Source organism: Variovorax sp. dw_954, assembly GCF_018449755.1.
Taxonomy (GTDB): Bacteria; Pseudomonadota; Gammaproteobacteria; order Burkholderiales; family Burkholderiaceae_C; genus Variovorax.
The window spans coordinates 304,451-325,357 of the sequence record NZ_JAAVVD010000001.1 but is presented as its reverse complement, the minus strand read 5'-3'; the positions used below and the strand labels follow the sequence as shown (position 1 = coordinate 325,357).

Below are 20,907 nucleotides of genomic sequence, written 5' to 3'. Positions count from 1 at the left end.
CGGCTTGCACACAGGCGTCGCGGTCGGCCGCATCCCTAAAATCGACCGATGCATATTCATATTCTGGGCATCTGCGGTACGTTCATGGGCGGCGTCGCGGCGCTGGCGCGGGAGGCCGGCCACAAGGTCACGGGTTGCGATGCCGGCGTCTATCCGCCGATGAGCGACCAGTTGCGCGCACTTGGCATCGACTTGATCGAAGGCTTCGGCGCGGAGCAGCTGGCGCTCAAGCCCGATGTCTTCGTGGTTGGCAACGTGGTGTCGCGCGCACGGCTGGACGACGGCAGCGCCAAGTTCCCGCTCATGGAAGCGATCCTCGACGCCGGCCTGCGCTACACCAGCGGCCCGCAATGGCTGGCCGAAGAGGTGCTGCAGGGCCGGCACGTGCTGGCGGTGGCCGGCACGCACGGCAAGACAACGACAACATCGATGCTCGCCTGGGTTCTCGAAGCCACTGGCCGGGCGCCGGGCTTCCTCGTGGGTGGGGTCCCGTTGAATTTCGAGGTGTCGGCGCGGCTGGGCGCAGGCGGACCGGGCTCGGTCGGCGACCAGTCGCACGAGTTGGCGCGCATGGGGGCTCCGTTCGTCATAGAGGCCGACGAATACGACACCGCCTTCTTCGACAAGCGCAGCAAGTTCGTGCACTACCGGCCGCGGACCGCGGTGCTGAACAACCTCGAGTTCGACCACGCCGACATCTTCGATGACCTGGCCGCCATCGAACGGCAGTTTCACCATCTGCTGCGCACGGTGCCCGCCAGCGGCCGCGTGGTCGCCAACGCAACGGAAGACAGCCTGCGCCGCGTGCTGGCCCAGGGCTGCTGGAGCGAACTGGCGCGTTTTGGTGCAGGCGGCGAGTGGCAGGCGAGCGGATCTCACGATGCCTTCGACGTGCTGCGCCAGGGCGAGGTGGTCGGACGCGTGGAATGGGCGCTCTCGGGCCTGCACAACCAGATGAACGCGCTGGCCGCCATCGCGGCGGCGGACCATCTGGGCGTGCCGCCGGCGGAAGCAGCCGCCGCGCTCGCATCCTTCCGCAACGTGCGCCGGCGCATGGAATTACGTGGCACCGTGGAGCGCAATGGCGGCGCGATCTCGGTGTATGACGACTTCGCGCACCATCCAACAGCCATCCACACCACGCTCGACGGCCTGCGCCGCCAGCTCGATGCCCGCGGAAACCGGCCCGACCGCATCCTGGCCGTGTTCGAGCCACGCAGCAACACGATGAAGCTCGGCGCCATGGCCGCGCAATTGCCGTGGAGCCTGGAACAGGCCGACCTCGCGTTCTGCCACACGGCCGGACTCGGCTGGGATGCTGCCGCGGCGCTGTCGCCGATGGGCGCACGCGCGCAGGTGGCCGGCGAGATTGCGCCGCTGGTCGCGCAAGTGGTGTACGCAGCACGGCCGGGCGACCACATCGTCTGCATGAGCAACGGCGGCTTCGGCGGCATCCACGAAAAGCTCCTGTCGGCCCTGGACGGGGGGAGCTGAACGCCATGCGTGCGCAAGAATTGATCGAAGTGCTTCGGCTGCAGCGGCATCCGGAAGGTGGCTGGTATCGCGAAGTGTTCCGCTCGACGGGGCAGGTGGACCCGCAGCAGGGCCGGCCGCGGCGCGACGCGCTGACCAGCATCTATTTCCTGCTCGAAGCGGGGCAGCAGTCGCGGTGGCACCGGGTGCTGTCCGATGAGGTGTGGGTCCACCTCGAAGGCGTGCCGATCGCGCTCTGGACCTGCGACGCTGCCTTGCGCACCGCGCCTGCCCATGCGCGCCTTGGGCCGGTCGACGCGCATGGCACGCGGCCGCAGCAAATGGTGCCTGCCGGCCAGTGGCAGGCCGCGCGGCCGCTCGTCGCGCACAGCAGCGGCGACTACAGCCTGGCCGCCTGCATGGTTGCGCCGGGCTTCGACTTCGCGGACTTCTCACTCATGGCGCCGGACGGCGACGAAGCCGCAGTCCTGCGCCATCATTGGCCGGAACTGGCCAGCCTGATCTGATGCACCCCGGAATGTGCCCAAGGCGCTGCGCCACAAGGGCCCTCAGCCGCGGCGCTGCTTGACCGCCTGGGACAGCGTTTCAAGCACTGCGGCTGAATCGTCCCAGCCGATGCACGCATCGGTGATGCTCTTGCCGTATTCGAGGCCGGCGATCTTGTCCTTGCCGGGCGTGAACTTCTGTGCGCCGGCAATCAGATGGCTCTCGATCATCACGCCGAACACGCGCTTGCTCCCCCCGCCGATCTGCGCTGCGATGTCTCGCGCCACGTCGATCTGCTTCTGGTGCTGCTTGGAGCTGTTGGCATGGCTGCAATCCACCATCAACGTGGGCGGCAACTTGGCCGCTTCGAGGTCCTTGCAGGCTTCGGCCACGCTGGCCGCGTCATAGTTGGGCGCCTTGCCCCCGCGCAGGATGACGTGGCAATCCCGGTTGCCGTTGGTCTGCACGATCGCGACCTGGCCGTTCTTGTGCACCGAGAGGAAGTGGTGCCCGCGCGCCGCCGCCTGGATCGCGTCGGTGGCGATACGGATGTTGCCGTCCGTGCCGTTCTTGAAGCCGATTGGCGCCGACAGGCCCGAGGCCAGTTCGCGATGCACCTGGCTTTCAGTGGTGCGCGCGCCGATCGCCCCCCAAGAGATCAGGTCGCCGATGTACTGCGGCGAGATCACGTCGAGGAATTCGCTGCCGGCCGGCAGGCCGAGGCGGTTGATATCGATGAGCAACTGGCGCGCCATGCGCAGGCCTTCGTCGATGCGGTAGCTCTCGTCGAGGTACGGGTCGTTGATGAGGCCCTTCCAGCCGACCGTGGTCCGCGGTTTCTCGAAGTAGACGCGCATCACGATCTCCAGCGAATCGGCGTATTTCTCGCGCTCGGCCTTGAGCCGGCGCGCGTAATCGACTGCGGCCGCAGGGTCGTGGATGGAGCACGGGCCCATGACCACCAGCAGCCGGTCGTCCTTGCCCGCCATGATGTTGTGGATAGCGCGGCGCGTGCCGGTGATCAGCGTCTCGACCGGTGTCCCGCGGATCGGGAAGAAGCGGATCAGATGTTCGGGAGGGGGCAACACGTTGATGTCCTTGATGCGTTCGTCGTCGGTCTGGCTGGTCTTTTCGACGTTCGCATACCAGCTGTCGCCGGGCTGCTGGGTGTTGGGAGGGGTCATCGTGGTGCTCCAGGTTGGATTTCGAGAAGGCATAAAAAAACCGCCGGGGCGTGAGCGCCGGCGGTCTTTGGGGGTGTGCGTCTGTGTTCTACGCGCTCGCCTCTAGGCCGCCGGACATCCGGAACCAAAAGTACGAAAAAAAGTAAGCTGCGCGCAAAGACATGGGTGGCGAATGTAGCACAAGAGTTGCTGGCGGGAAACCGCGGATCTGGCTCAGCCGGACCGCCGGGATCGCCTGCTCAGGCGGTGCCGCCGACGGTCAGGCCGTCGATGCGCAGCGTGGGCTGGCCCACGCCGACCGGCACGCTCTGTCCTTCCTTGCCGCAGGTGCCCACGCCCGAATCGAGCGCCATGTCGTTGCCGATCATGGTCACGCGCGTGAGCGCATCGGGGCCGTTGCCGACGATGGTCGCGCCCTTCACCGGGTACTGGATCTTGCCGTTTTCAACCCAGTAGGCCTCGCTCGCGGAGAACACGAACTTGCCGCTGGTGATGTCGACCTGGCCACCGCCGAAGTTCGTGGCGTAGAGGCCCTTCTTGATGCTGGCCACGATTTCCTTCGGGTCCTTCTTGCCGCCGAGCATGTAGGTGTTGGTCATGCGCGGCATCGGTACGTGGGCATAGCTTTCGCGGCGGCCGTTGCCGGTGGGCTTGACCTTCATGAGGCGCGCGTTGAGCGAGTCCTGGATGTAGCCCTTGAGGATGCCGTCCTCGATCAGGACGTTGCGCTGGCTGGCGTTGCCCTCGTCGTCCACGTTGAGCGAGCCGCGGCGGTCGGCGATGGTGCCGTCGTCCAGCACAGTGACGCCCTTGGCCGCGACGCGCTGGCCGATGCGGCCCGAAAACGCGCTCGAACCCTTGCGGTTGAAGTCGCCTTCCAGGCCGTGGCCGATGGCTTCGTGCAGCAGGATGCCGGGCCAGCCCGGGCCGAGGACCACGGTCATCTCGCCGGCAGGTGCGGGGCGCGATTCGAGGTTGACGAGCGCGGCGCTGACCGCCTGCTCGACGTACTCGGCAATATGGGCTTCGTCGAAGTAAGCCAGGCCGAAGCGGCCGCCGCCACCGCCCGAACCCATTTCGCGGCGGCCGTTCTGCTCGGCGATGACGGTGACGGACAGTCGCACCAGCGGGCGCACGTCCGCGGCGAGCGTGCCATCGGCGCGGGCTACCAGCACCACGTCGTATTCGCTGGCGAGCCCGGCCATCACTTGCGACACGCGCGGGTCCCGCGCGCGGGCCAGCTTCTCGACCCGGCCGAGCAGTTCGACCTTGGCGGTGCTGTTTAGCGTGGAGATCGGGTCGATGCCGTTGTAGAGCGAGCGGCTGGAGGCGATCTTGCGCACCGGCGCCTTCACACGGGCCGAGCGGCCGGCGGAGGAGATCGAGCGGACCGTGCGCGCGGCGTCCAGCAGCGAGGCTTCGGAAATGTCGTCCGAATAGGCGAAGGCCGTCTTCTCGCCGCTGACCGCGCGCACGCCGACGCCCTGGTCGATGCTGAAGCTGCCGGTCTTCACGATGCCCTCTTCCAGGCTCCAGCCTTCGCTGCGCGTGTACTGGAAGTAGAGGTCGGCGTCGTCCACCTTGTGCGCGGTGATCTCGGCCAGCGCACGCGACAGGTGGGACTCGTCGAGTCCGAAAGGCGTGAGCAGGAGGCTTTGCGCCGTGGCGAGGCGCTCGATGGTGGGTTCGCGGGAGATCATCGGGGCATTATTGCTCGCGCCGATGATCGCTGTGTGCCGGGGGGTTAGCGCACGGGGCAGCCGGATGCGGGCAGCCGAACGCAGAAGTCGCAAAGGTTTCGCAGAAATCGCAAAAGGAATACCAAAATAATCTTGAATTGCCCTTCTGCGACTTCTGCGTACTTTTGTCTTTCTTCTGCGTTCGGCTGTCCGATTGCTTCAGCGCACCGTGTCGGCGATGGCCTGGAAGGCGCGCATATGCAAGCCGTGCAGCGGGCCGTTTGCCGCGCCGGGCGTGGAGCCGAGCCTGACGATCACCACTTCGGCCTTCGGGTTGACGTGGATGTACTGGCCGTAGATGCCCGAGGCCTCGAATGCGCCGTCGGCGTTGTGCAGGATCCACCACTGGTTGCGGTACGAGTAGCCGGGGCGCGCAGCCTGGTTGCCGGCCTTGAACTTCTCGCGGTCGCCACCGGCGCGGATCAGGTCGACCGCCGCCTTGGAGACCAACTGCTGCCGGCTGAACACGCCGCCGACCTGCCCGTCGTTGCGCAGCATCTCGCCGAAGCGGGCCAGGTCGCGCGCGGTGGCGTTGAAGCCGGAGCCCATCGACTCGAAACCGAGGCGGTCGATGTTGATCGCAGCGTCGTTCTCGGCCCCCATGCGGCTCCAGACGCGCTCGCTGAGGTTTTGCGAGAACGGCTTGCCCGTGACCCGGTTCACCAGCCAGCCGATGATCTCGGAGTGGACGGTCTTGTAGCTGAAGCCGGCGCCGTGCTCGCCCTCCTTCTTCAAGGTCTTCAGGAAGGTGATGGTGTCGCGCGGGCCGTTCCACGTCGGCGGCGTCGGCACCAGGCCCGAGGCCATCGCGTACTGGTTCATTTCGGAGGTCGGGTCGGCATAGTCCTCGCGGAACCTGACGCCGGCCGTCATGTCGAGCGTCTGCTGGACGGTCGCGTCTTCCCACGCGGTGCCGGCGAGTTCGGGGATGTAGCTCGACACTTTCGCGTTCGGGTCGAGCTTGCCTTCTGCGATGAGTTGCGAGGCCAGCACGCCGGTGAGGGACTTGGTGACCGAGAACACCGCGTGCGGCGTGTTCGGCGTCATGCCGCTCCAGTAGCGCTCCAGCACCACGCGGCCCTTGTGCAGCACGACGATGGCGTCGGTGTAGCTGCGCTCGGCATAGGCATCGATGCCGACCTTCTGACCGCGATCGTCCGTGAAGGTGAAGCCCGACCAGTCGCGCTCGGCGCGCGGCAGTTCGGTGGCCGCGCCCGAGCCGCGCCAGACGTTGCGGCTGGGCACGAGTTCACGCATGTGCTGCAGGGCCCAGCGGACCTGCGGAAACTGGCCGGCGTTCTGGAAGCTGACCTGCTTGTCGGCCGGCGCTGGCGAGCCCTGCATCCAGCCGAGCTTGACGGGGTCGCTGTCGGTGGACGAGAGCGGCGCGGGAGGTGTCTGTGCCATGCTGAATGCGGTGGCCGCGGCCAGTGCAATGCCCGCGCTCGCGCGGGCGATGAGGAACGCCATGTCTTGTCTCCGTTGATTTTGGGGAATGCGCACCGATTGAAGCCGGTGCCGGGGTCCGAGGCTATCGCGCCGGGGACATGGGCTACGACTGCATCAGACGCCGCGCGCGCGAGATCGACATCAGGATGCCCAGCGCCAGTCCCAGCGTGACCATCGCCGTGCCGCCATAGCTGATGAAGGGCAAGGGCACGCCTACCACCGGCAGGATGCCGCTCACCATGCCCATGTTCACGAAGGCGTAGGTGAAGAAGATCATCGTGACTGAGCCGGCCAGCAGGCGCGAGAACAGCGTGGGCGCGTCCATCGCGATGGCCAGTCCGCGGAAGATCAGGAAGACGAAGGAGACGATCAGAAACGCGTTGCCGACCAGCCCGAATTCCTCGGAATAGGCCGCGAAGATGAAGTCGGTGGTGCGCTCGGGCACGAACTCAAGGTGCGTCTGCGTGCCCTGCATGAAGCCCTTGCCGCCGATGCCGCCCGAGCCGATGGCGATCATGCCCTGGATGATGTGGAAGCCCTTGCCGAGCGGGTCCTTGGTCGGATCGAGCAACGTGCAGATGCGCTGCTTCTGGTAGTCGTGCAGCACGCGCCAGTCGAAGCCGTCTGCGCACAGTGTCGATTCGTAGCCGACGATCAGCGCCACCGCGACGAGGCCGATCACCACCGGCGGCACGATCAGCTTCCAGGACAGCCCCGCAAAGAAGATCACCGACATGCCCGCCGCCAGCACCAGCAGCGCGGTGCCGAGGTCGGGCTGCTTCATGATGAGGCCGACCGGCACCCCCAGCAGCACGGTGGCCACGATGAAGTCGAGCGGCCGCAACTGGCCTTCGCGGCGCTGGAACCACCAGGCCAGCATCAGCGGCATGGCGATCTTGAGGATCTCGCTGGGCTGGATGACCACGCCGACGTTGATCCAGCGCCTCGCGCCTTTCTTGGTGATGCCGAACACCGCCACCGCGATCAGCAGCGCGACGCCCACGGTGTAGAGCGGCACCGCAAACGCCATCAAGCGCTGCGGCGGTATCTGCGCCACCACGAACATGATGAACGCCGCCAGCAGCATGTTGCGGCCGTGGTCGATGAAGCGCGTTCCGTGGTCATAGCCGGACGAATACATCGTGACCAAGCCCGCGCAAACCAAGAGCAGCACGGCGAAGGCCAGGTAGCCATCGAAGCCCTGGAAGATGGGCGCGATGCGGCGCGCGAGGGAAGGTTGCTGGAAGACGGCCGACATGGGGCGCAATTATCGCCCCGCCCACCCGAGAATGACCGCGGGGAGGCAACATGCGCCGCCTGGAAACGCCCGCTAAAGCTTGATTCCCGCGGCCTTGACCGTCGGGCCCAGCACACCCACCTGTTCTTTCACGAAGTCATTGAACATCGCGACGGTCTCCGGCTTTGCCACGATGGCCAGTTCCGTCAACTTCTTCTGGATATCGGGCATCACCAGCACTTCATTGCATGCCGAGTTGATCCGGGCCACCACGTCGGCAGGCATCCTGGGCGGGCCGGACAGGCCGAAAAAGTTCTCGAGAACCAGCTTGGGCTGCTTCAACTCCACCATGGTGGGCACCTCAGGCATCAGCGGCGCGCGCTGAGCGCTTGTCACTGCCAGGGGAACAAGCTGCCCGCCCTTGAAGAAGGGGATGTACGAGGTGATGACATCGATGCCGATCGGGATGGTGTTGGCGATCAGGTCGGTGGTCATCGGCGCGCCGCCGCGATAGGGCACGTGCACCATGTTCAGGCCGGTCGTCTTCTTGAGCAGTTCGCCGTGGATGTGCCCGATGGAGCCGGGGCCGCCGGAGCCGAAGTCCATGCGCCCCTGCTTCCTGGCGACGGCCTCGAACTCGGCATAGGTATTGATGCCGGACGGCTTGCTGGCCATGATGACGAGCGGCGCGGCGCCCAGGTAGGCCATGTGGGTGAAGTCAGCCACCGGATCGTAGGGCTGCTTCTCCAGGGTGAACGGGCCGAGCGCGATGGGCGTCGTGTTGGAGAGCAGCAGCGTATAGCCATCCGGCGGCGCCGTGGCCACGAGCGTGCCGCCAATGGTGCCTCCCGCGCCGGGCTTGTTGTCGACGACGACCGGCTGCCCCAGCTTCTTGCCCAGTTGCTCCGCCATGAGGCGGGCCAGCACGTCGCTCGAGCCACCCGGAGGGAAAGTCACGATGATCCGGATGGGCCGGTCCGGCCATTGTGCGTAGGCGGGGAAAGTGGCTGCGGCAGCGCTGGCTGCGAGCCAATGCAGCGCGGTGCGCCGCGAGGGGTTGAAGCGGTTCATGGCGTCCTCTGGAAAGTGCTGACCGCAGTTAGCAGGAAACGCGCCTGCCGAGGCCGCCGTCACGGAAAGGCGAGCTGTACCACCGTCCGCCCCGGCTGGCTTTCCAGCGCCAGGTGCGCGCCGATGGCCTGCGCGCGCTGGCGCAGGGCGCGCGGCGGCTGGCTGGCGTCGAAGCCGCGGCCGTTGTCCACGGCGCGCAATCGCAGCACGCCCTCGTGCATAGCGGCCTCGATGCGCAGCACGCTGGCGCCGGCGTGCTGCAGCACGTTGGAGATGACCTCGAACAGCAGGAATTGCAGTTGCCGCATGGCAGGGGCGTCCAGGCGCGCCACGGGTTCGAGTTCATCCACCGCCCACTCCAGCCCCACGCTGGATGCGGCCAGCCGCGGCTCCAGCCGATAGCGCAACGCGGCCAGCAACGCACCCACGTCCCCGGGCGGCATGTGGATCGCGTCGATCGACAGCTTGAGCTGGTCCAGCGAATCGCGCAGCGTGCGCATCAGCTCCGATGGCCGGGCCTGGCCGGACTGGATCTGGTGGATGGCCGCGCTGATGTGCGAGCCGACGCCGTCGTGCATGTCGCGCAGGATGCGTTCACGCTCGAGCGTGCGCGCCTGCTCGCGGCTGGTGGCGTCGAGCCGGGCGTAGGTCGAGGCCAGTTCGCGCTCCCGATCGGCCACGCGGGCGGCCAGGGTGCCGAGCAGGTTCCTGGCCTGGGTGCTGGCGGCCTGGAAGCGCTCGAGCACGATGGCCAGCAAGGCGATGCCGAAGAACACCGATGTGTAGCGCACCCAGGTGGTTTCACCGTAGCTGTCGCTCAGGCGGATCACGGCCCAGTCGCGCAGCGCCACCAGCACCGTCAGCACCGCGGCCGAGCCGACCAGCACGCGCCCGGTGTCGGGCCGGCGCACCGTGGCCACGGCAAAGACGCCGATGTAGCCGATCACGCCGACCAGTTCCAGCGCCAGCCACCCGGTCAGCCAGCGCGGGTCGGCGCGGCTCAGCGAGATCCAGCAGCAGGCAATGGAGCCGAAGAACATGAGGGCCATGGACCACCCCATCCAGCGCATGCGGGGGTGCCGGTCCCAGCCCGCGACATGGTGGCAGAACAGCATCGCCGACGCGGCCCAGCCCGAATAGCAGGCGGTCATCAGCGTGCCCCAGCCCACCCAGCCGATCGGCGGCGTGGCGATGGCGGCATCGGCCACGCGCAAGGCCCAGCAGAATTCCGCCAGCGCGGCCCAGAAATAGACGGGTTCGCGTCGGCGCCCGCCGGCCACGCCGCTGTCGGACTGCGTGAGCCACAAGGCCAGCGCGATGGCACCGACGACGACGCTGAAACCCACCAGCAGGACGGAGCCGGTGAAACGCCAGGCGTAGTCGACGCTGAAGGCCGCCAGCACATCGTCGGCCGGGCCGATCAGGACCGGGGACAAGCCGGCGCGGCGCCCGGAATCGGCCCGCAGGCGGACTTCGAGCAGGTTGGTGCCGGCGCGCAGCAACTGCGCCGGGATCATCAGCGACCTCGGCGACTTCGCATAGTCCGCACCGTTGCCGTGCGACAGGTCGCCATGCACGCGCAGCAGTTCGCCATTGAGGCGCACTTCGAAGGTGCTGCCGATGCGTTGCAGGTACAGGGCCCAGGGGCCGTCGGGCCGCCCGGGCAGCGTGAAGGGCAGCGAGAAACTGGCCATGCCGGGCCGCGCATGTTGTTCGTGGTCCCAGTTGTAGGGCAGTTCCACCGGCGCCGTGGTGGCCTGGCCATCGACGGTGCTGCTGACGCTGCCCTGCCGCAATTCCAGGACGGCCGCTCCGGTGTGGGCAGACGCGAAGGCGCAGGCCCAGCACACCAGCAGCGCCATGGCCGCGGCGCGCCAGCCGCGCATCAGGCCGCGCCCGGGTGGTGCAGCAGGCCCAGGCGCATGGCCTCGAAGACCGCCTCGTTCTTGGAGTGAACCGCCAGCTTGCCATAGAGGTGCTTGATGTGGGTTTGCACCGTGTGCACGCTGAGGCCTTGCAGGCGCGCGATCTCGGCGTACGAGAAGCCGCGGGCGATCAGCGTCAGCACCTCCTGCTCGCGGCGCGAGAGCAGCGCTCGCGCCGCGCCGTCCGGGCCTGGCGGGGGCGTGGTGGGCGCCGCATCGGGCTCGGCCCGGCCGCCCGACTGCAGCAGCCGGTATCGCGCCAGCACGCGCCGCGCGATCATCGGCGAGATCGGCGAGGCTCCGGCCTTCATCTCGAGGATGGTGAGGGCGATGTCCTCTGGCGCGGCGTCCTTGTGGATGTAACCAAGTGCTCCGGCCTCGATGCTCGCGAGCACGCTGTCCTCGTCGCCGAAGACCGAGATCACGAGGGGCTCGCACTGCGGGTAGCGGGCCACTGCGGCCGAGATCACGTCGAGTCCGCTGCCGTCGGGCAGGCCGAGGTCCACCAGCAGCACGTCCGGAGCCACCGCGTCGCCGTCGAGCCAGTCCAGCGCCTCGCGCACGGAGGCCGCGCCGCCAAGCCACTGCAGCCGCGGGCTGCGCCGCACGCTCGCCTCGAAGAACGCGCGGGCATGGTTGTCGTCCTCCACGACCAGGACGCCCCAGGGCGGGGGCGATGTCAAGGTCGTTTCTGTGGGGGACATGGGCCTGAGCATAAATCGAGTAACAGTTAATACACATTGTTGACTGCCGAATTCATGGGATGCATGGCGAGGCGGAGTGAGTCGACACTTGTTACAAACTAGCCGCACGGGCTCCTGCCGGGGTCCGCCCGCCCGCCCTACGATGACACCTCCCTCCAGAACAAGGCAGCGCGCAGTGACCGTGGCCCCTGCATAACCCGCTATAAATTTCATAGCATGCGACATCTTCCCGCGACCCATCTGCTATACCTGCACGGCTTCCGCTCGTCTCCGAACTCGACCAAGGCGCAAGTGATGGCGCGCCGCGTCGCGGCATCGCACCCGGAGGTTCACTGGTGGTGCCCGCAGTTGCCGCCCTCGCCGCGCGAGGCCATCGACATGGTCATGCGCGGCATCGCGTCCTGGCCGCGCGAGTCGATGGCGGTGGTGGGCTCGTCGCTGGGCGGCTTCTACGCCACCTACGTGGCTGGAATGACCCGCTGCCCCGCGGTGCTGTTGAACCCGGCGGTCGACCCGGCGCGCGACCTGGCGCACCACATCGGCACGCAGACCCAGTGGCATGACCCGGCGCAGCAGTTCCATTTCCGCCCGGAGTACATCGGCGAGCTGAAGGCGCTGGAAGTGGGGGCGCTGCCGCGGCCGGAGCGCTGCTTCGCGATCGTGGCCAAGGGTGACGAGGTGCTCGACTGGCGCGAGATGTCGGCGCGCTATGCCGGCAGCCGCATCAAGCTGCTGAACCAGGGCGACCACGCGCTGTCGGATTTCGAACGGGCGCACCTGGACGAGGTCATGGCGTTCCTGAACCTGTAGTTCGCCCCCGGACTCCTCGGGGTAATCCGCGCACAAGCCCTCGGTTTTCACGCCTCGGGCCCATGGGACAATCGTCACCATGTTTGTATTGTTTGAAGAAGCCGGCAAATACCTTGGCGGTCGCGTGCTGTCGGAGGCGGAAGCCTCGGCCCAGGTCGAGCTCGACACCGGCAAGCGCGTCAAGGTCAAGGCCGCCAACATCGTGCTGCGCTTCGAGAAGCCCGGCCCGGCCGAGTTGATCAGCGAGGCGCGTGCCCTGGCTGCAACCATGGACCTCGACCTCGCCTGGGAGTTCTCGCCCGAGGGAGAGTTCGGCTTCGCCGACCTGGCGGCCGACTATTTCCAGGACAAGCCCACGCTGGCGCAGCAGGCTGCCGCGCTGCTCGGCCTGTTCGATGCGCCGCATTACTTCCGCCGCGCCGGCAAGGGCCGCTTCAAGAAGGCGCCCGCGGAGATCGTGCAGCAGGCGCTCGCGGCCATCGAGAAGAAGAAGCAGGTGCAGGCGCAGATCGACGAATGGGCGAAGCAACTGGCCGAGGGCACATGCCCGGCGCCGGTGCGCGACCAGCTCTACAAGATCCTGTTCAAGCCCGACAAGAACGCGCCCGAATACCGCGCCGTGGTCGATGCCTCGCGCGCCTCGCAGCGGCCGCCGCTGGAACTGCTGGAGCGCGCCGGGGCCATCGACTCGGCCTACCAGTTCCACTGGAAGCGCTTCCTGTTCGAGAACTTCCCCAAAGGCACCGCCTTCCCGGCCCTGCAGGCGCCAGCGATCACCGACGCACTGCCGCTGGCCGAGGGCGTGCAGGCCTTTTCCATCGACGATTCGCAGACCACGGAAATCGACGATGCGCTCTCCGTGCGGGGCCTGGGCAGCGGCACGGTCGTCGTCGGCATCCACATCGCGGCGCCGGGCCTGGCGCTGGTGCCCGGCAGCGCGATCGACCAGGTGGCGCGCAACCGCATGTCCACGGTCTACATGCCGGGCTACAAGATCACGATGCTGCCGGACGACATCGTGAACGCGTACACCCTGCAGGAAGGGCGCGACTGCCCGGCCGTCTCCCTCTACGTGACTTTCGACGAAGCCTCGCTCGAACTGAAGGGCACCGAGACCAAACTGGAACGCGTGCCGATCGTTGCCAACCTGCGGCACGACCAGCTCGACGCCTTCGTCAGCGAGGAATGGCTGACCGACGCCAGCGTGCCCGACGGCGACGCGCCGGCGGTGGCCACGCAATTGCGCGAGCCGCTCGGCTTCCTGTTCCGCCTGGCGCGCAGCCTGAAGGCGCAGCGCGAAGTCGTGCGCGGCAAGCCGGAGAACTTCAACCGACCCGATTACAACTTCCGGCTTGAGGGGAATGTCGGCGAGCCGAGCGGTGAAGAAAAGGTCAGCATCAGCACCCGCCGCCGTGGCGCGCCGCTGGACCTCATCGTGGCCGAGGCCATGATCCTGGCCAACAGCACCTGGGGCAGCTGGCTCGGCGAGTTCGGCGTGCCGGGCCTCTACCGCAGCCAGGCCAGCCTGGCGCCGGGTGTGAAGGTCCGCATGGGCACCAGGCCGGCGCCGCACGCAGGCATCGGCGTCAAGAGCTATGCGTGGAGCACTTCCCCGCTGCGCCGCTACACCGACCTGGTCAACCAGTGGCAGATCATCGCCGCCGCTCGCCACGGCAAGACCGCCGCGCTGGCCGCGCCCTTCAAGCCGAAGGACGCCGACCTGTTCTCGATCCTCTCCGGCTTCGATGCGGCCTACAGCACCTACAACGGTTACCAGGCCGGCATGGAACGGTTCTGGACGCTCAAGTACCTGCAGCAGAACGGCATCACCGAACTGGACGCGACCGTGATGAAGGACTTCCCGAACGGTGCGCTGGTGCGCGCCGACAACCTGCCGCTGGTGTTCCCGGTGGCCGGCCAGCAGGAGCGCGGGGCGCACTTGCGGGTGAAGCTCGGCGACATCGACGAGATCGCGCTCGACGTGCACGGCACCGTGATCGCACGCCTCGATGCAGCGCCCGACGCGGCGGCCATCGAGGACGATGGCGGCGACGAAGAGGAAGTCGCCGGCCCGATCGCCATCGCCGTGGATATGGCGGACAGCGAGGCCACCCCGGACAACGTGCCCGCATGAACCTGCGCGACTTCAGCGTCCTGCAGATCGCGCTGGGGATTTCGATCCTCGCCCACGGCGTGTTGCTGGCCGTGCGATTTGCCGATCCCGAGGCCTTCGACCGCGCGTTCAAGGAGACCGCGCTCGAGGTCATCCTGGTCAATGCGGCGACCAACGAGAAGCCGGACAAGGCGCAGGCCATCGCGCAGCGCTCGCTGGCCGGCGGCGGCGACCTGGAGCGCGGCCGTGCCACCAGCCCACTGCCGCCCTCGGCCTTCACGGCGGTAGGCGATGCGTCCGAGGATTCACAGCGCCAGGTCGAATCGATGCAGGCGCAGCAGCAGCTCCTGCTCGCGCAGATCCGGCAGCAACTCGCCACCATGCCCCTGCCCGATCCGCGCAACTCGGGCGACCCGGCGCAAAGCAGCGACCGCGAGGAACAGCGCCGCCAGTTGCTGGAACTGCTGGCCGAGATCGAGAAGCGTGTGAACGAGGAAAACGCGCGACCCAAGAAGCGCTACATCAGCCCCGCCACGCGCGAGGCCGCCTATGCGATGTATGTCGATGCGCTGCGCCGGCGCATCGAGGCGCGCGGCACCGAGAACTTCCCCGAGGCCGCGGGCAAGAAGCTGTACGGCGCCCTGACCATGCTGGTCACGATCAACTACGACGGCAGCGTGGTGGGTGCGGAGATCGTCGAAAGCTCAGGCAACACGCTGCTCGACAAGCGCGCCCAGGCGATCGTGCGCAGCATCGGCAATTTCGGCAAGTTCACCGACGCGATGCGCAGGCAGACCGACCAGATCGTGCTGCCCTCCCGCTTCCGTTTCACCCGCGACGAGACGCTCGAGGCCCGGCCCTCCGCACCCTGACGGCACTCTGATCGCGACTTCGAGACAGACAAGAAGGGAGAAGGCCATGGACCTGTATTGCGTGATGGGCAACCCGATCGAGCACAGCCGCTCGCCCTGGATCCACATGCGCTTTGCCGAACTCACCGGGGAGGCGCTGGACTATGGCCGGCGCCTGGTGCCGCTCGGTGGCTTTGCTACGGCGGTGGCCGCGTTGCGCGCCGATCCCGCGGGGACGGCGCGCGGTTGCAATGTCACGGTGCCCTTCAAGTTCGATGCGGCGGCGCTTGCGCAGCACGTCACCCCGCGCGCCGCGTTGGCGCAAGCGGTGAACCTGCTGAGCTTTCGTGACGACGGCATCCATGGTGACAACACCGACGGTGCGGGTCTCGTCAACGACATCCAGCGCAATGCCGGCGTCGAACTGCAGGGCCGCGACGTGCTGCTGGTTGGTGCGGGCGGTGGTGCGTCGGGCGTGCTCGGGCCCTTTCTCGAAGCGGGTGCGCGGCGCGTGGTGGTGGCCAATCGAACACTTGGCAAGGCAGTGACGCTGGTGCAGCGGCATGCGGCGCTCGCCTTGTCGCACCACGCCGAGATCGAAGCGCAGGAACTCGATACCGTCAGCGGCAACTTCGACGTGGTCGTCAACGCCACCGCGTCGAGCCTGGGCGGCGGCGGCGTGCCCGTGGCCGCCAGCGTGTTGAAGCCCGGCGCGCTGGCCGTCGACATGATGTACGGGCCGGCCGCGGCCGGCTTCATGGACTGGGCGCGCGAGAACGGCGCGGTGCCGCGCGACGGCCTCGGCATGCTGGTCGAGCAGGCGGCGGAGGCCTTTGAAACCTGGCGCGGCGTGCGGCCGCCCTCCGCGCAGGTGCTGGCGGAACTGCGCGCGCTGGTCGCGGGCTGACGACGGGCGATGCGGGTCGTGTTCCGTTGGGTGCTGTGCCTGCTGGTGGCAGGACTGGCTCTCGAACTCTTCTTCGTCGTGCGCATCGCGGCGATGGCCGCGATCAATCCTGAATCGACGGCATTCCAACGCTCCGAGGCCTGGCAGATCGCAACGCATGGCCGTGCCAATGGCGGGCACGAGTGGCAGCAGGACTGGGTGCCCTACGCGCAGATCTCGGAGACGCTCAAGCGCGCCGTCATCGCCAGCGAGGATGGCGAGTTCATCTACCACCAGGGCGTGGAATGGGAGGCGATCGAGAAGGCCCGCCAGCGCAATGCCAAGGCCGAGGAGATCGCCGCCAGGCGGGCGGCGCAGGCAGCAGCCAGCGGCAAGCCGGCGCGCCCGCCGAGGCTGCGCGGCGGCTCCACCATCACGCAACAACTCGCCAAGAACCTGCTGCTCTCGGGCGAGCGCACCCTGCTGCGCAAGGGCCAGGAACTGGTGCTGGCGACGCTGCTGGAACTGCTGCTCAGCAAGCAGCGCATCCTCGAGATCTACCTCAACAACGTCGAATGGGGCGAAGGCGTGTTCGGCGCAGAGGCCGCGTCGCGGCACTACTTCAACAAGCCGGCCGCGCGGCTGAATGCCAACGAGGCGGCACGGCTCGCGGTGATGTTGCCGAGCCCGAAATTCTTCGAGCGCCGGCCGACCTCGGCCTACATCCTGGGTCGCAGTGCGACCATCGTCGCGCGCATGCCGTCGGCTGATCTGCCCTGAGGCAGATCGGGCCTGCGCGCCCGTATCATCGCGGCCATGTTGGCAAAAATAGTGGGATGGGTCTTGCTCGGCGTGGTGCGCTTGCTCACCGGCTCGCAGGCACGTTGGTATGGCTGCCCGCCCAAGGCGGAACAGCGCATCTATTTCGCGAATCACCAGAGCCATGCCGACATCGTCATGATCTGGGCCGCGCTGCCCGAGGAATTGCGCGTGATCACCCGGCCGATCGCTGCGCGCGACTACTGGGCCAACACGCCGGTCAAGCGCTGGATCACGACCGAGGTGTTCCATGCGGTGTATGTGGATCGCGGCCAGGCGGCAGCACCGCCGCCCTCGCCTCCCCCGCCGGCTGAACGGGTCGAGCCATCGATGGAGCCCGTCCAGGCGATCCAGTTGCCGCTGGTGCCGTCCGAACCCGAACCCCAAGCCGAACCCGAGGCCGTGGCCGCGGCGCCCGCCGCCGTCCTGGACAGCAGCGACCCGCTGACGCCGCTCGTCGAAGCCCTCAAGAGCGGCGACTCGATCATCATCTTTCCGGAGGGCACGCGCGGCAACACCGGCGAGCCGCAGAAGTTCAAGTCCGGCCTCTATGCGCTGGCGAAGATGTTCCCCGACGTGGTGCTGGTGCCGGCGTGGATCGACAACATCCAGCGAGTCATGCCCAAGGGTGAAGTGGTGCCTGTGCCGATCCTCTGCTCCGTGACCTTCGGCGCGCCGATGCAGGTGCAGGAAGGCGAGCAACGCCGCCCGTTCCTGGAGCGCGCCCGTGCCGCCGTGCTCGCGCTGCGCGATGTTTGAGATCGTGTGAGCGCCCCCGCCATGCCCGCGCATTCACACCTTCCGAGTTGAAGAAGCCCCGTTCATGAATCAATCCTTGCGCAGCCTGACACCGGGCCAACAGGTCGGCGCCCTGTTCCTGATCGTCTTCGGCATCCTGACCATCGTGAGCATCGCCACGCTGATCATCGGCCTGCGGGAGCGCCGCAACCATGACCGCGGCGAAGCATGGCTGCAGGACTTCAACGACTTCCGCCGCCTGCTTCGCACCAGCTGGGGCATGGCGGTGATGTTCTGGACCGGCTGGGTGCTGGGGCCCGGCTTCGCGACCTTCCTGTTCGGCCTGCTCGCGTTCCTGGCGCTGCGCGAATTCATCACGCTGTCCCCGACGCGGCGCGGCGACCACCGCAGCCTGATCCTGGCCTTCTTCGTGGTGCTGCCGCTGCAGTTCATCCTGGTGGGCACGGCGCACTTCAACCTGTTCACCGTGTTCATCCCGGTCTACGTGTTCCTGGCCATTCCCACGGCGAGCGCGCTGGCCAACGACCCGAGCCATTTCCTCGAACGCAATGCCAAGCTGCAGTGGGGCATCATGGTCTGCGTCTACGGCATGAGCCACGTGCCGGCCTTGCTGCTGCTGTCGTTCCCGGGCTTCGAGGGCAAGAGCGCGTTCCTCGTCTTCTTCCTGGTGTTCGTGGTGCAGGCCTGCATGGTGGTGCAGCACCTGATCGCGCGGCATTTCGTCTACCCGCCGGCCGAAGGCAGCAGCCAGCTGCGGCGCTGGTTGACGCGCCCACCCTTCGCGCCCAACGTGAGCCGAAGCTTCAACTGGGCCAGCTGGAGCGCGGGCATGGCCATCGGCACCGTGGTGGGCGGCCTGATGTCCTTCATCACGCCCTTCAAGTACGGACAGGCCATGGCGATGTCGCTGATCGCCTGCGTGGCGGGCTCGATGGGCCACCTCGTGATGAAGGCACTGAAGCGCGATCGTGGCATACCGCATTGGGGCCAGAAGGGCGTGGGCGTGACCGGAGCCGCCGGCCTGCTCGACCGGGTGGATGCGTTGTGCTTTGCGGCGCCGATCTTCTTTCATTCGGTGCGCTGGTATTTCGGGCTTTGAACAGGTGGTCGCCGGGAATGCGGAATCGGACTTGACCGTACGCAGAGGACGCGAAGGTTCGCGAAGGACGCGAAGGAACTCCGAAAGAGATTCTTTTCTTCTTTCTTTTGATCGTCCTCGCCGACGCCCTTGCATGGGGCAGTTCGACTACATTCCTGTGTCAATGCCTTCCTCCCCTGCATGCCGCCGTCGACCCACCCAGGGGGCACCTTGCCCTTGCTCAGATGCGCATCCTCGGCATTGATCCCGGCCTGCAGACCACCGGCTTCGGCGTGGTCGACGCGGATGGCCATTCGCTGCGCTATGTGGCCAGCGGCACCATCAGCACCAAGCACATGGTCGGCGGCGAACTGGCATTGCGGCTGAAGGTGCTGTTCGATGGCATCGGCGAGATTGCCGAGCGCTACCAGCCGACGGCTGCGGCGGTCGAGATCGTGTTCGTCAACGTCAACCCCCAATCGACATTGATGCTGGGCCAGGCGCGCGGCGCCTGCCTGACGGCGCTGGTCGTCAACAAGCTCAGCGTGGCCGAGTACACCGCGCTGCAGATGAAGCAGGCCGTCGCCGGCCATGGCAATGCGGCCAAGGCGCAAGTGCAGGAGATGGTGAAGCGGCTGTTGAACCTGCCGGGCCTGCCGGGCGCCGATGCGGCCGATGCGCTGGGCATCGCGATCACGCATGCGCATGTCGGCAGGTCGATGGAGCGCTTGGGGGCGGCGGTGACGAAAGGCTCCGGGGGCGGGTATCGGCAGGGGCGTACGCGCTGAGTTCGGACTGCGCAGCAGCAATGGCCGCGGATGCGGGATCGGACTTGACCGTACGCAGAGGACGCGAAGGCTCCGCGAAGGACGCGAAAGATTCAATTCAAAGGATAAGGAAGGGATTCCTTTCTTGGGGTTCTTTTCGCGTCCTTCGCGGAACCTTCGCGTCCTTCGCGTACGGTCAAGCTCGCAATCAAGAAGAACCTTCGATCACCTGCAAGGATTGATCAGAACCCGCGCTCCGCAATCAGCACCGCAAAGAAGCCGAACGCCGCCAGCAGCGTCCACTTGAGCACGATCCAGCCGAAGCGCCGGTACCTGGCTTGGCCGGTGCCGGCATAGAAGGCGAATGACACGCCGGCCACCAGCAGCAACAGCAGGATGGCCCAGCGAAAGAGAAGCATTGGCTGCTGGCTTGCCGGGCTACCAGGCGCGCGCGACCTCGGCGAAACCGGCGGGCGCGCGCTTCTCGTCGTCGAAGGTGACGATTTCCCAGGCCTGGGGTTGCTCCATCAAGGCGCGCAGCAGCTTGTTGTTGAGTCCATGCCCGGAGCGGAAAGCGCTGTAGGCGGCCAGCAGCGGGCGGCCAACGACGTAGAGGTCGCCCATCGCATCGAGGATCTTGTGCTTGACGAACTCGTCGTCGTAGCGCAATCCGCCGGCATTGAGCACCTTGGTGTCATCCATGACGACGGCGTTGTCGAGCCCGCCGCCCAGCGCCAGCCCCTTGCTGCGCATGTACTCGACTTCCTTGGTGAACCCGAAGGTACGCGCCCGCGCGATGTCGCGGCTGTAGGAGCCGCTGCCCAGGTCGAACTCGAAACGCTGTCCGGTCGAACTCACCACGCGATGGTCGAAGTCGATCTCGAAGCTGAGCTTGTAGCCGTGGTACGGGTCGAGCCGCGCCCACTTGGCGTCATGGTCCTTGCCCTCGTGCACCTCGACCGGGCTGATCACCCGGATGAAGCGGCGCGGCGCGGCCTGCAACACGATGCCCGCGCTTTGGAGCAGGAACACGAAAGAAGAAGCCGAGCCGTCCAGGATCGGCACCTCGTCGGCCGTGATGTCGATGCGCAGGTTGTCGATGCCCAGCCCCGCGCAGGCCGACATCAGGTGCTCGATGGTCTGCACCTTGGCGCCACCTGAGGAAATGGTCGACGCCAGCCGTGTGTCGGTCACCGCCTCCGGCGTCATCGCGATGTCCACCGGCTCAGGCAAGTCCACGCGCCGGAAGACGATGCCGGTATCCACCGGCGCCGGGCGCAGCGTGAGTTCCACGCGTTGCCCGCTGTGAAGCCCCACGCCGACCGCGCGCGTGATGGCCTTGAGGGTTCGTTGTTGCAGCACGGCCGTGATTTTAGGAGCCGCAGCCCCCGAGCGCACCACCCGTCGGGCTATCGCCCCAATAGCCGACATGCGCCCTCCCGGTACAGCCGGATAGGAAAGCGAGCGAAGCGAGGCGCCCCGAGGTCATGTGCCACCCCGGCCCGACTGATGTGGCAGTGAGCGTAGCGAGCGCC

At 67.2% G+C, this 20,907-nt stretch carries 19 protein-coding genes; 10 read left to right on the top strand and 9 right to left on the bottom strand.

Going from position 1 to position 20,907, the window contains the following annotated elements; translation table 11 throughout:
* The first annotated feature begins 48 nt into the window (after positions 1-48).
* Both mpl and HB681_RS01485 read left to right on the top strand, forming a co-directional pair.
* Positions 49-1,494, top strand: coding sequence for a UDP-N-acetylmuramate:L-alanyl-gamma-D-glutamyl-meso-diaminopimelate ligase (gene mpl, locus HB681_RS01490; protein ID WP_213952967.1), 1,446 nt, complete (start codon positions 49-51; stop codon positions 1,492-1,494).
* Positions 1,491-2,000: a cupin domain-containing protein gene (locus tag HB681_RS01485; RefSeq protein WP_213953301.1), complete on the top strand. Its 510-nt coding sequence runs from the start codon at positions 1,491-1,493 to the stop codon at positions 1,998-2,000. The genes mpl and HB681_RS01485 overlap by 4 nt, the downstream gene beginning before the upstream one ends.
* Positions 2,001-2,042: 42 nt before the next feature.
* On the opposite strand, the gene HB681_RS01480 is transcribed toward HB681_RS01485, so the two are convergent.
* From HB681_RS01480 to HB681_RS01450, 7 genes are all read right to left on the bottom strand, one after another.
* Positions 2,043-3,164: a 3-deoxy-7-phosphoheptulonate synthase gene (locus tag HB681_RS01480; protein WP_213952966.1), complete on the bottom strand. Its 1,122-nt coding sequence runs from the start codon at positions 3,162-3,164 to the stop codon at positions 2,043-2,045.
* Positions 3,165-3,403: 239 nt separating this feature from the next.
* Positions 3,404-4,864: a metalloprotease TldD gene (gene tldD / locus HB681_RS01475; protein WP_213952965.1), complete on the bottom strand. Its 1,461-nt coding sequence runs from the start codon at positions 4,862-4,864 to the stop codon at positions 3,404-3,406.
* A gap of 198 nt (positions 4,865-5,062) precedes the next feature.
* Positions 5,063-6,373 carry a serine hydrolase gene (locus HB681_RS01470; RefSeq protein WP_213952964.1) on the bottom strand — a complete coding sequence of 437 codons (1,311 nt, stop codon included), beginning with the start codon at positions 6,371-6,373 and terminating at the stop codon, positions 5,063-5,065.
* A gap of 82 nt (positions 6,374-6,455) precedes the next feature.
* Positions 6,456-7,610, bottom strand: coding sequence for a rod shape-determining protein RodA (rodA, locus tag HB681_RS01465; RefSeq protein WP_213952963.1), 1,155 nt, complete (start codon positions 7,608-7,610; stop codon positions 6,456-6,458).
* 72 nt (positions 7,611-7,682) lie between these two features.
* A complete protein-coding gene (locus HB681_RS01460) occupies positions 7,683-8,660 on the bottom strand; it encodes a tripartite tricarboxylate transporter substrate binding protein (protein ID WP_213952962.1) in 978 nt (325 codons plus the stop codon).
* A 59-nt stretch (positions 8,661-8,719) separates the two neighbouring features.
* Positions 8,720-10,546, bottom strand: a complete 1,827-nt coding sequence (locus HB681_RS01455) for a histidine kinase (RefSeq protein ID WP_213952961.1) — start codon at positions 10,544-10,546, stop codon at positions 8,720-8,722.
* Positions 10,546-11,301, bottom strand: a complete 756-nt coding sequence (locus HB681_RS01450; protein WP_213952960.1) for a response regulator transcription factor — start codon at positions 11,299-11,301, stop codon at positions 10,546-10,548. Before HB681_RS01450 ends, HB681_RS01455 begins: the two co-directional genes overlap by 1 nt.
* Positions 11,302-11,505: 204 nt before the next feature.
* On the opposite strand from HB681_RS01450, the gene HB681_RS01445 reads away from it, so the two are divergent.
* The 8 genes from HB681_RS01445 to ruvC all read left to right on the top strand — a co-directional run bounded on the left by HB681_RS01445 (position 11,506) and on the right by ruvC (position 19,393).
* The gene (locus HB681_RS01445; RefSeq protein ID WP_213952959.1) at positions 11,506-12,099 is read left to right on the top strand and encodes a YqiA/YcfP family alpha/beta fold hydrolase; all 594 of its coding nucleotides are present in this window, start codon (positions 11,506-11,508) and stop codon (positions 12,097-12,099) included.
* Positions 12,100-12,178: 79 nt separating this feature from the next.
* The gene (locus tag HB681_RS01440; RefSeq protein WP_213952958.1) at positions 12,179-14,233 is read left to right on the top strand and encodes an RNB domain-containing ribonuclease; all 2,055 of its coding nucleotides are present in this window, start codon (positions 12,179-12,181) and stop codon (positions 14,231-14,233) included.
* Complete coding sequence (locus HB681_RS01435) at positions 14,230-15,084, top strand: TonB family protein (RefSeq protein ID WP_213952957.1); 855 nt, start codon at positions 14,230-14,232, stop codon at positions 15,082-15,084. The genes HB681_RS01440 and HB681_RS01435 overlap by 4 nt, the downstream gene beginning before the upstream one ends.
* A 46-nt stretch (positions 15,085-15,130) precedes the next feature.
* Positions 15,131-15,970 (top strand): shikimate dehydrogenase, encoded by an 840-nt coding sequence (gene aroE / locus HB681_RS01430; protein WP_213952956.1) that lies wholly within the window; start codon positions 15,131-15,133, stop codon positions 15,968-15,970.
* A gap of 9 nt (positions 15,971-15,979) precedes the next feature.
* On the top strand, positions 15,980-16,729 hold the full coding sequence (mtgA, locus tag HB681_RS01425; RefSeq protein ID WP_213952955.1) for a monofunctional biosynthetic peptidoglycan transglycosylase: 750 nt from the start codon (positions 15,980-15,982) through the stop codon (positions 16,727-16,729).
* A 36-nt stretch (positions 16,730-16,765) separates the two neighbouring features.
* Positions 16,766-17,527: a lysophospholipid acyltransferase family protein gene (locus HB681_RS01420; protein WP_213952954.1), complete on the top strand. Its 762-nt coding sequence runs from the start codon at positions 16,766-16,768 to the stop codon at positions 17,525-17,527.
* Between the two features lie 64 nt (positions 17,528-17,591).
* On the top strand, positions 17,592-18,626 hold the full coding sequence (locus HB681_RS01415) for a phosphatidate cytidylyltransferase (protein WP_213952953.1): 1,035 nt from the start codon (positions 17,592-17,594) through the stop codon (positions 18,624-18,626).
* A gap of 224 nt (positions 18,627-18,850) precedes the next feature.
* Positions 18,851-19,393: a crossover junction endodeoxyribonuclease RuvC gene (ruvC, locus tag HB681_RS01410; protein WP_213952952.1), complete on the top strand. Its 543-nt coding sequence runs from the start codon at positions 18,851-18,853 to the stop codon at positions 19,391-19,393.
* A 221-nt stretch (positions 19,394-19,614) separates the two neighbouring features.
* On the opposite strand, the gene HB681_RS01405 is transcribed toward ruvC, so the two are convergent.
* Complete coding sequence (locus HB681_RS01405) at positions 19,615-19,791, bottom strand: hypothetical protein (RefSeq protein ID WP_213952951.1); 177 nt, start codon at positions 19,789-19,791, stop codon at positions 19,615-19,617.
* A 19-nt stretch (positions 19,792-19,810) separates the two neighbouring features.
* On the bottom strand, positions 19,811-20,734 hold the full coding sequence (gene lpxC, locus HB681_RS01400) for a UDP-3-O-acyl-N-acetylglucosamine deacetylase (protein WP_213952950.1): 924 nt from the start codon (positions 20,732-20,734) through the stop codon (positions 19,811-19,813).
* Positions 20,735-20,907 lie beyond the last annotated feature (173 nt).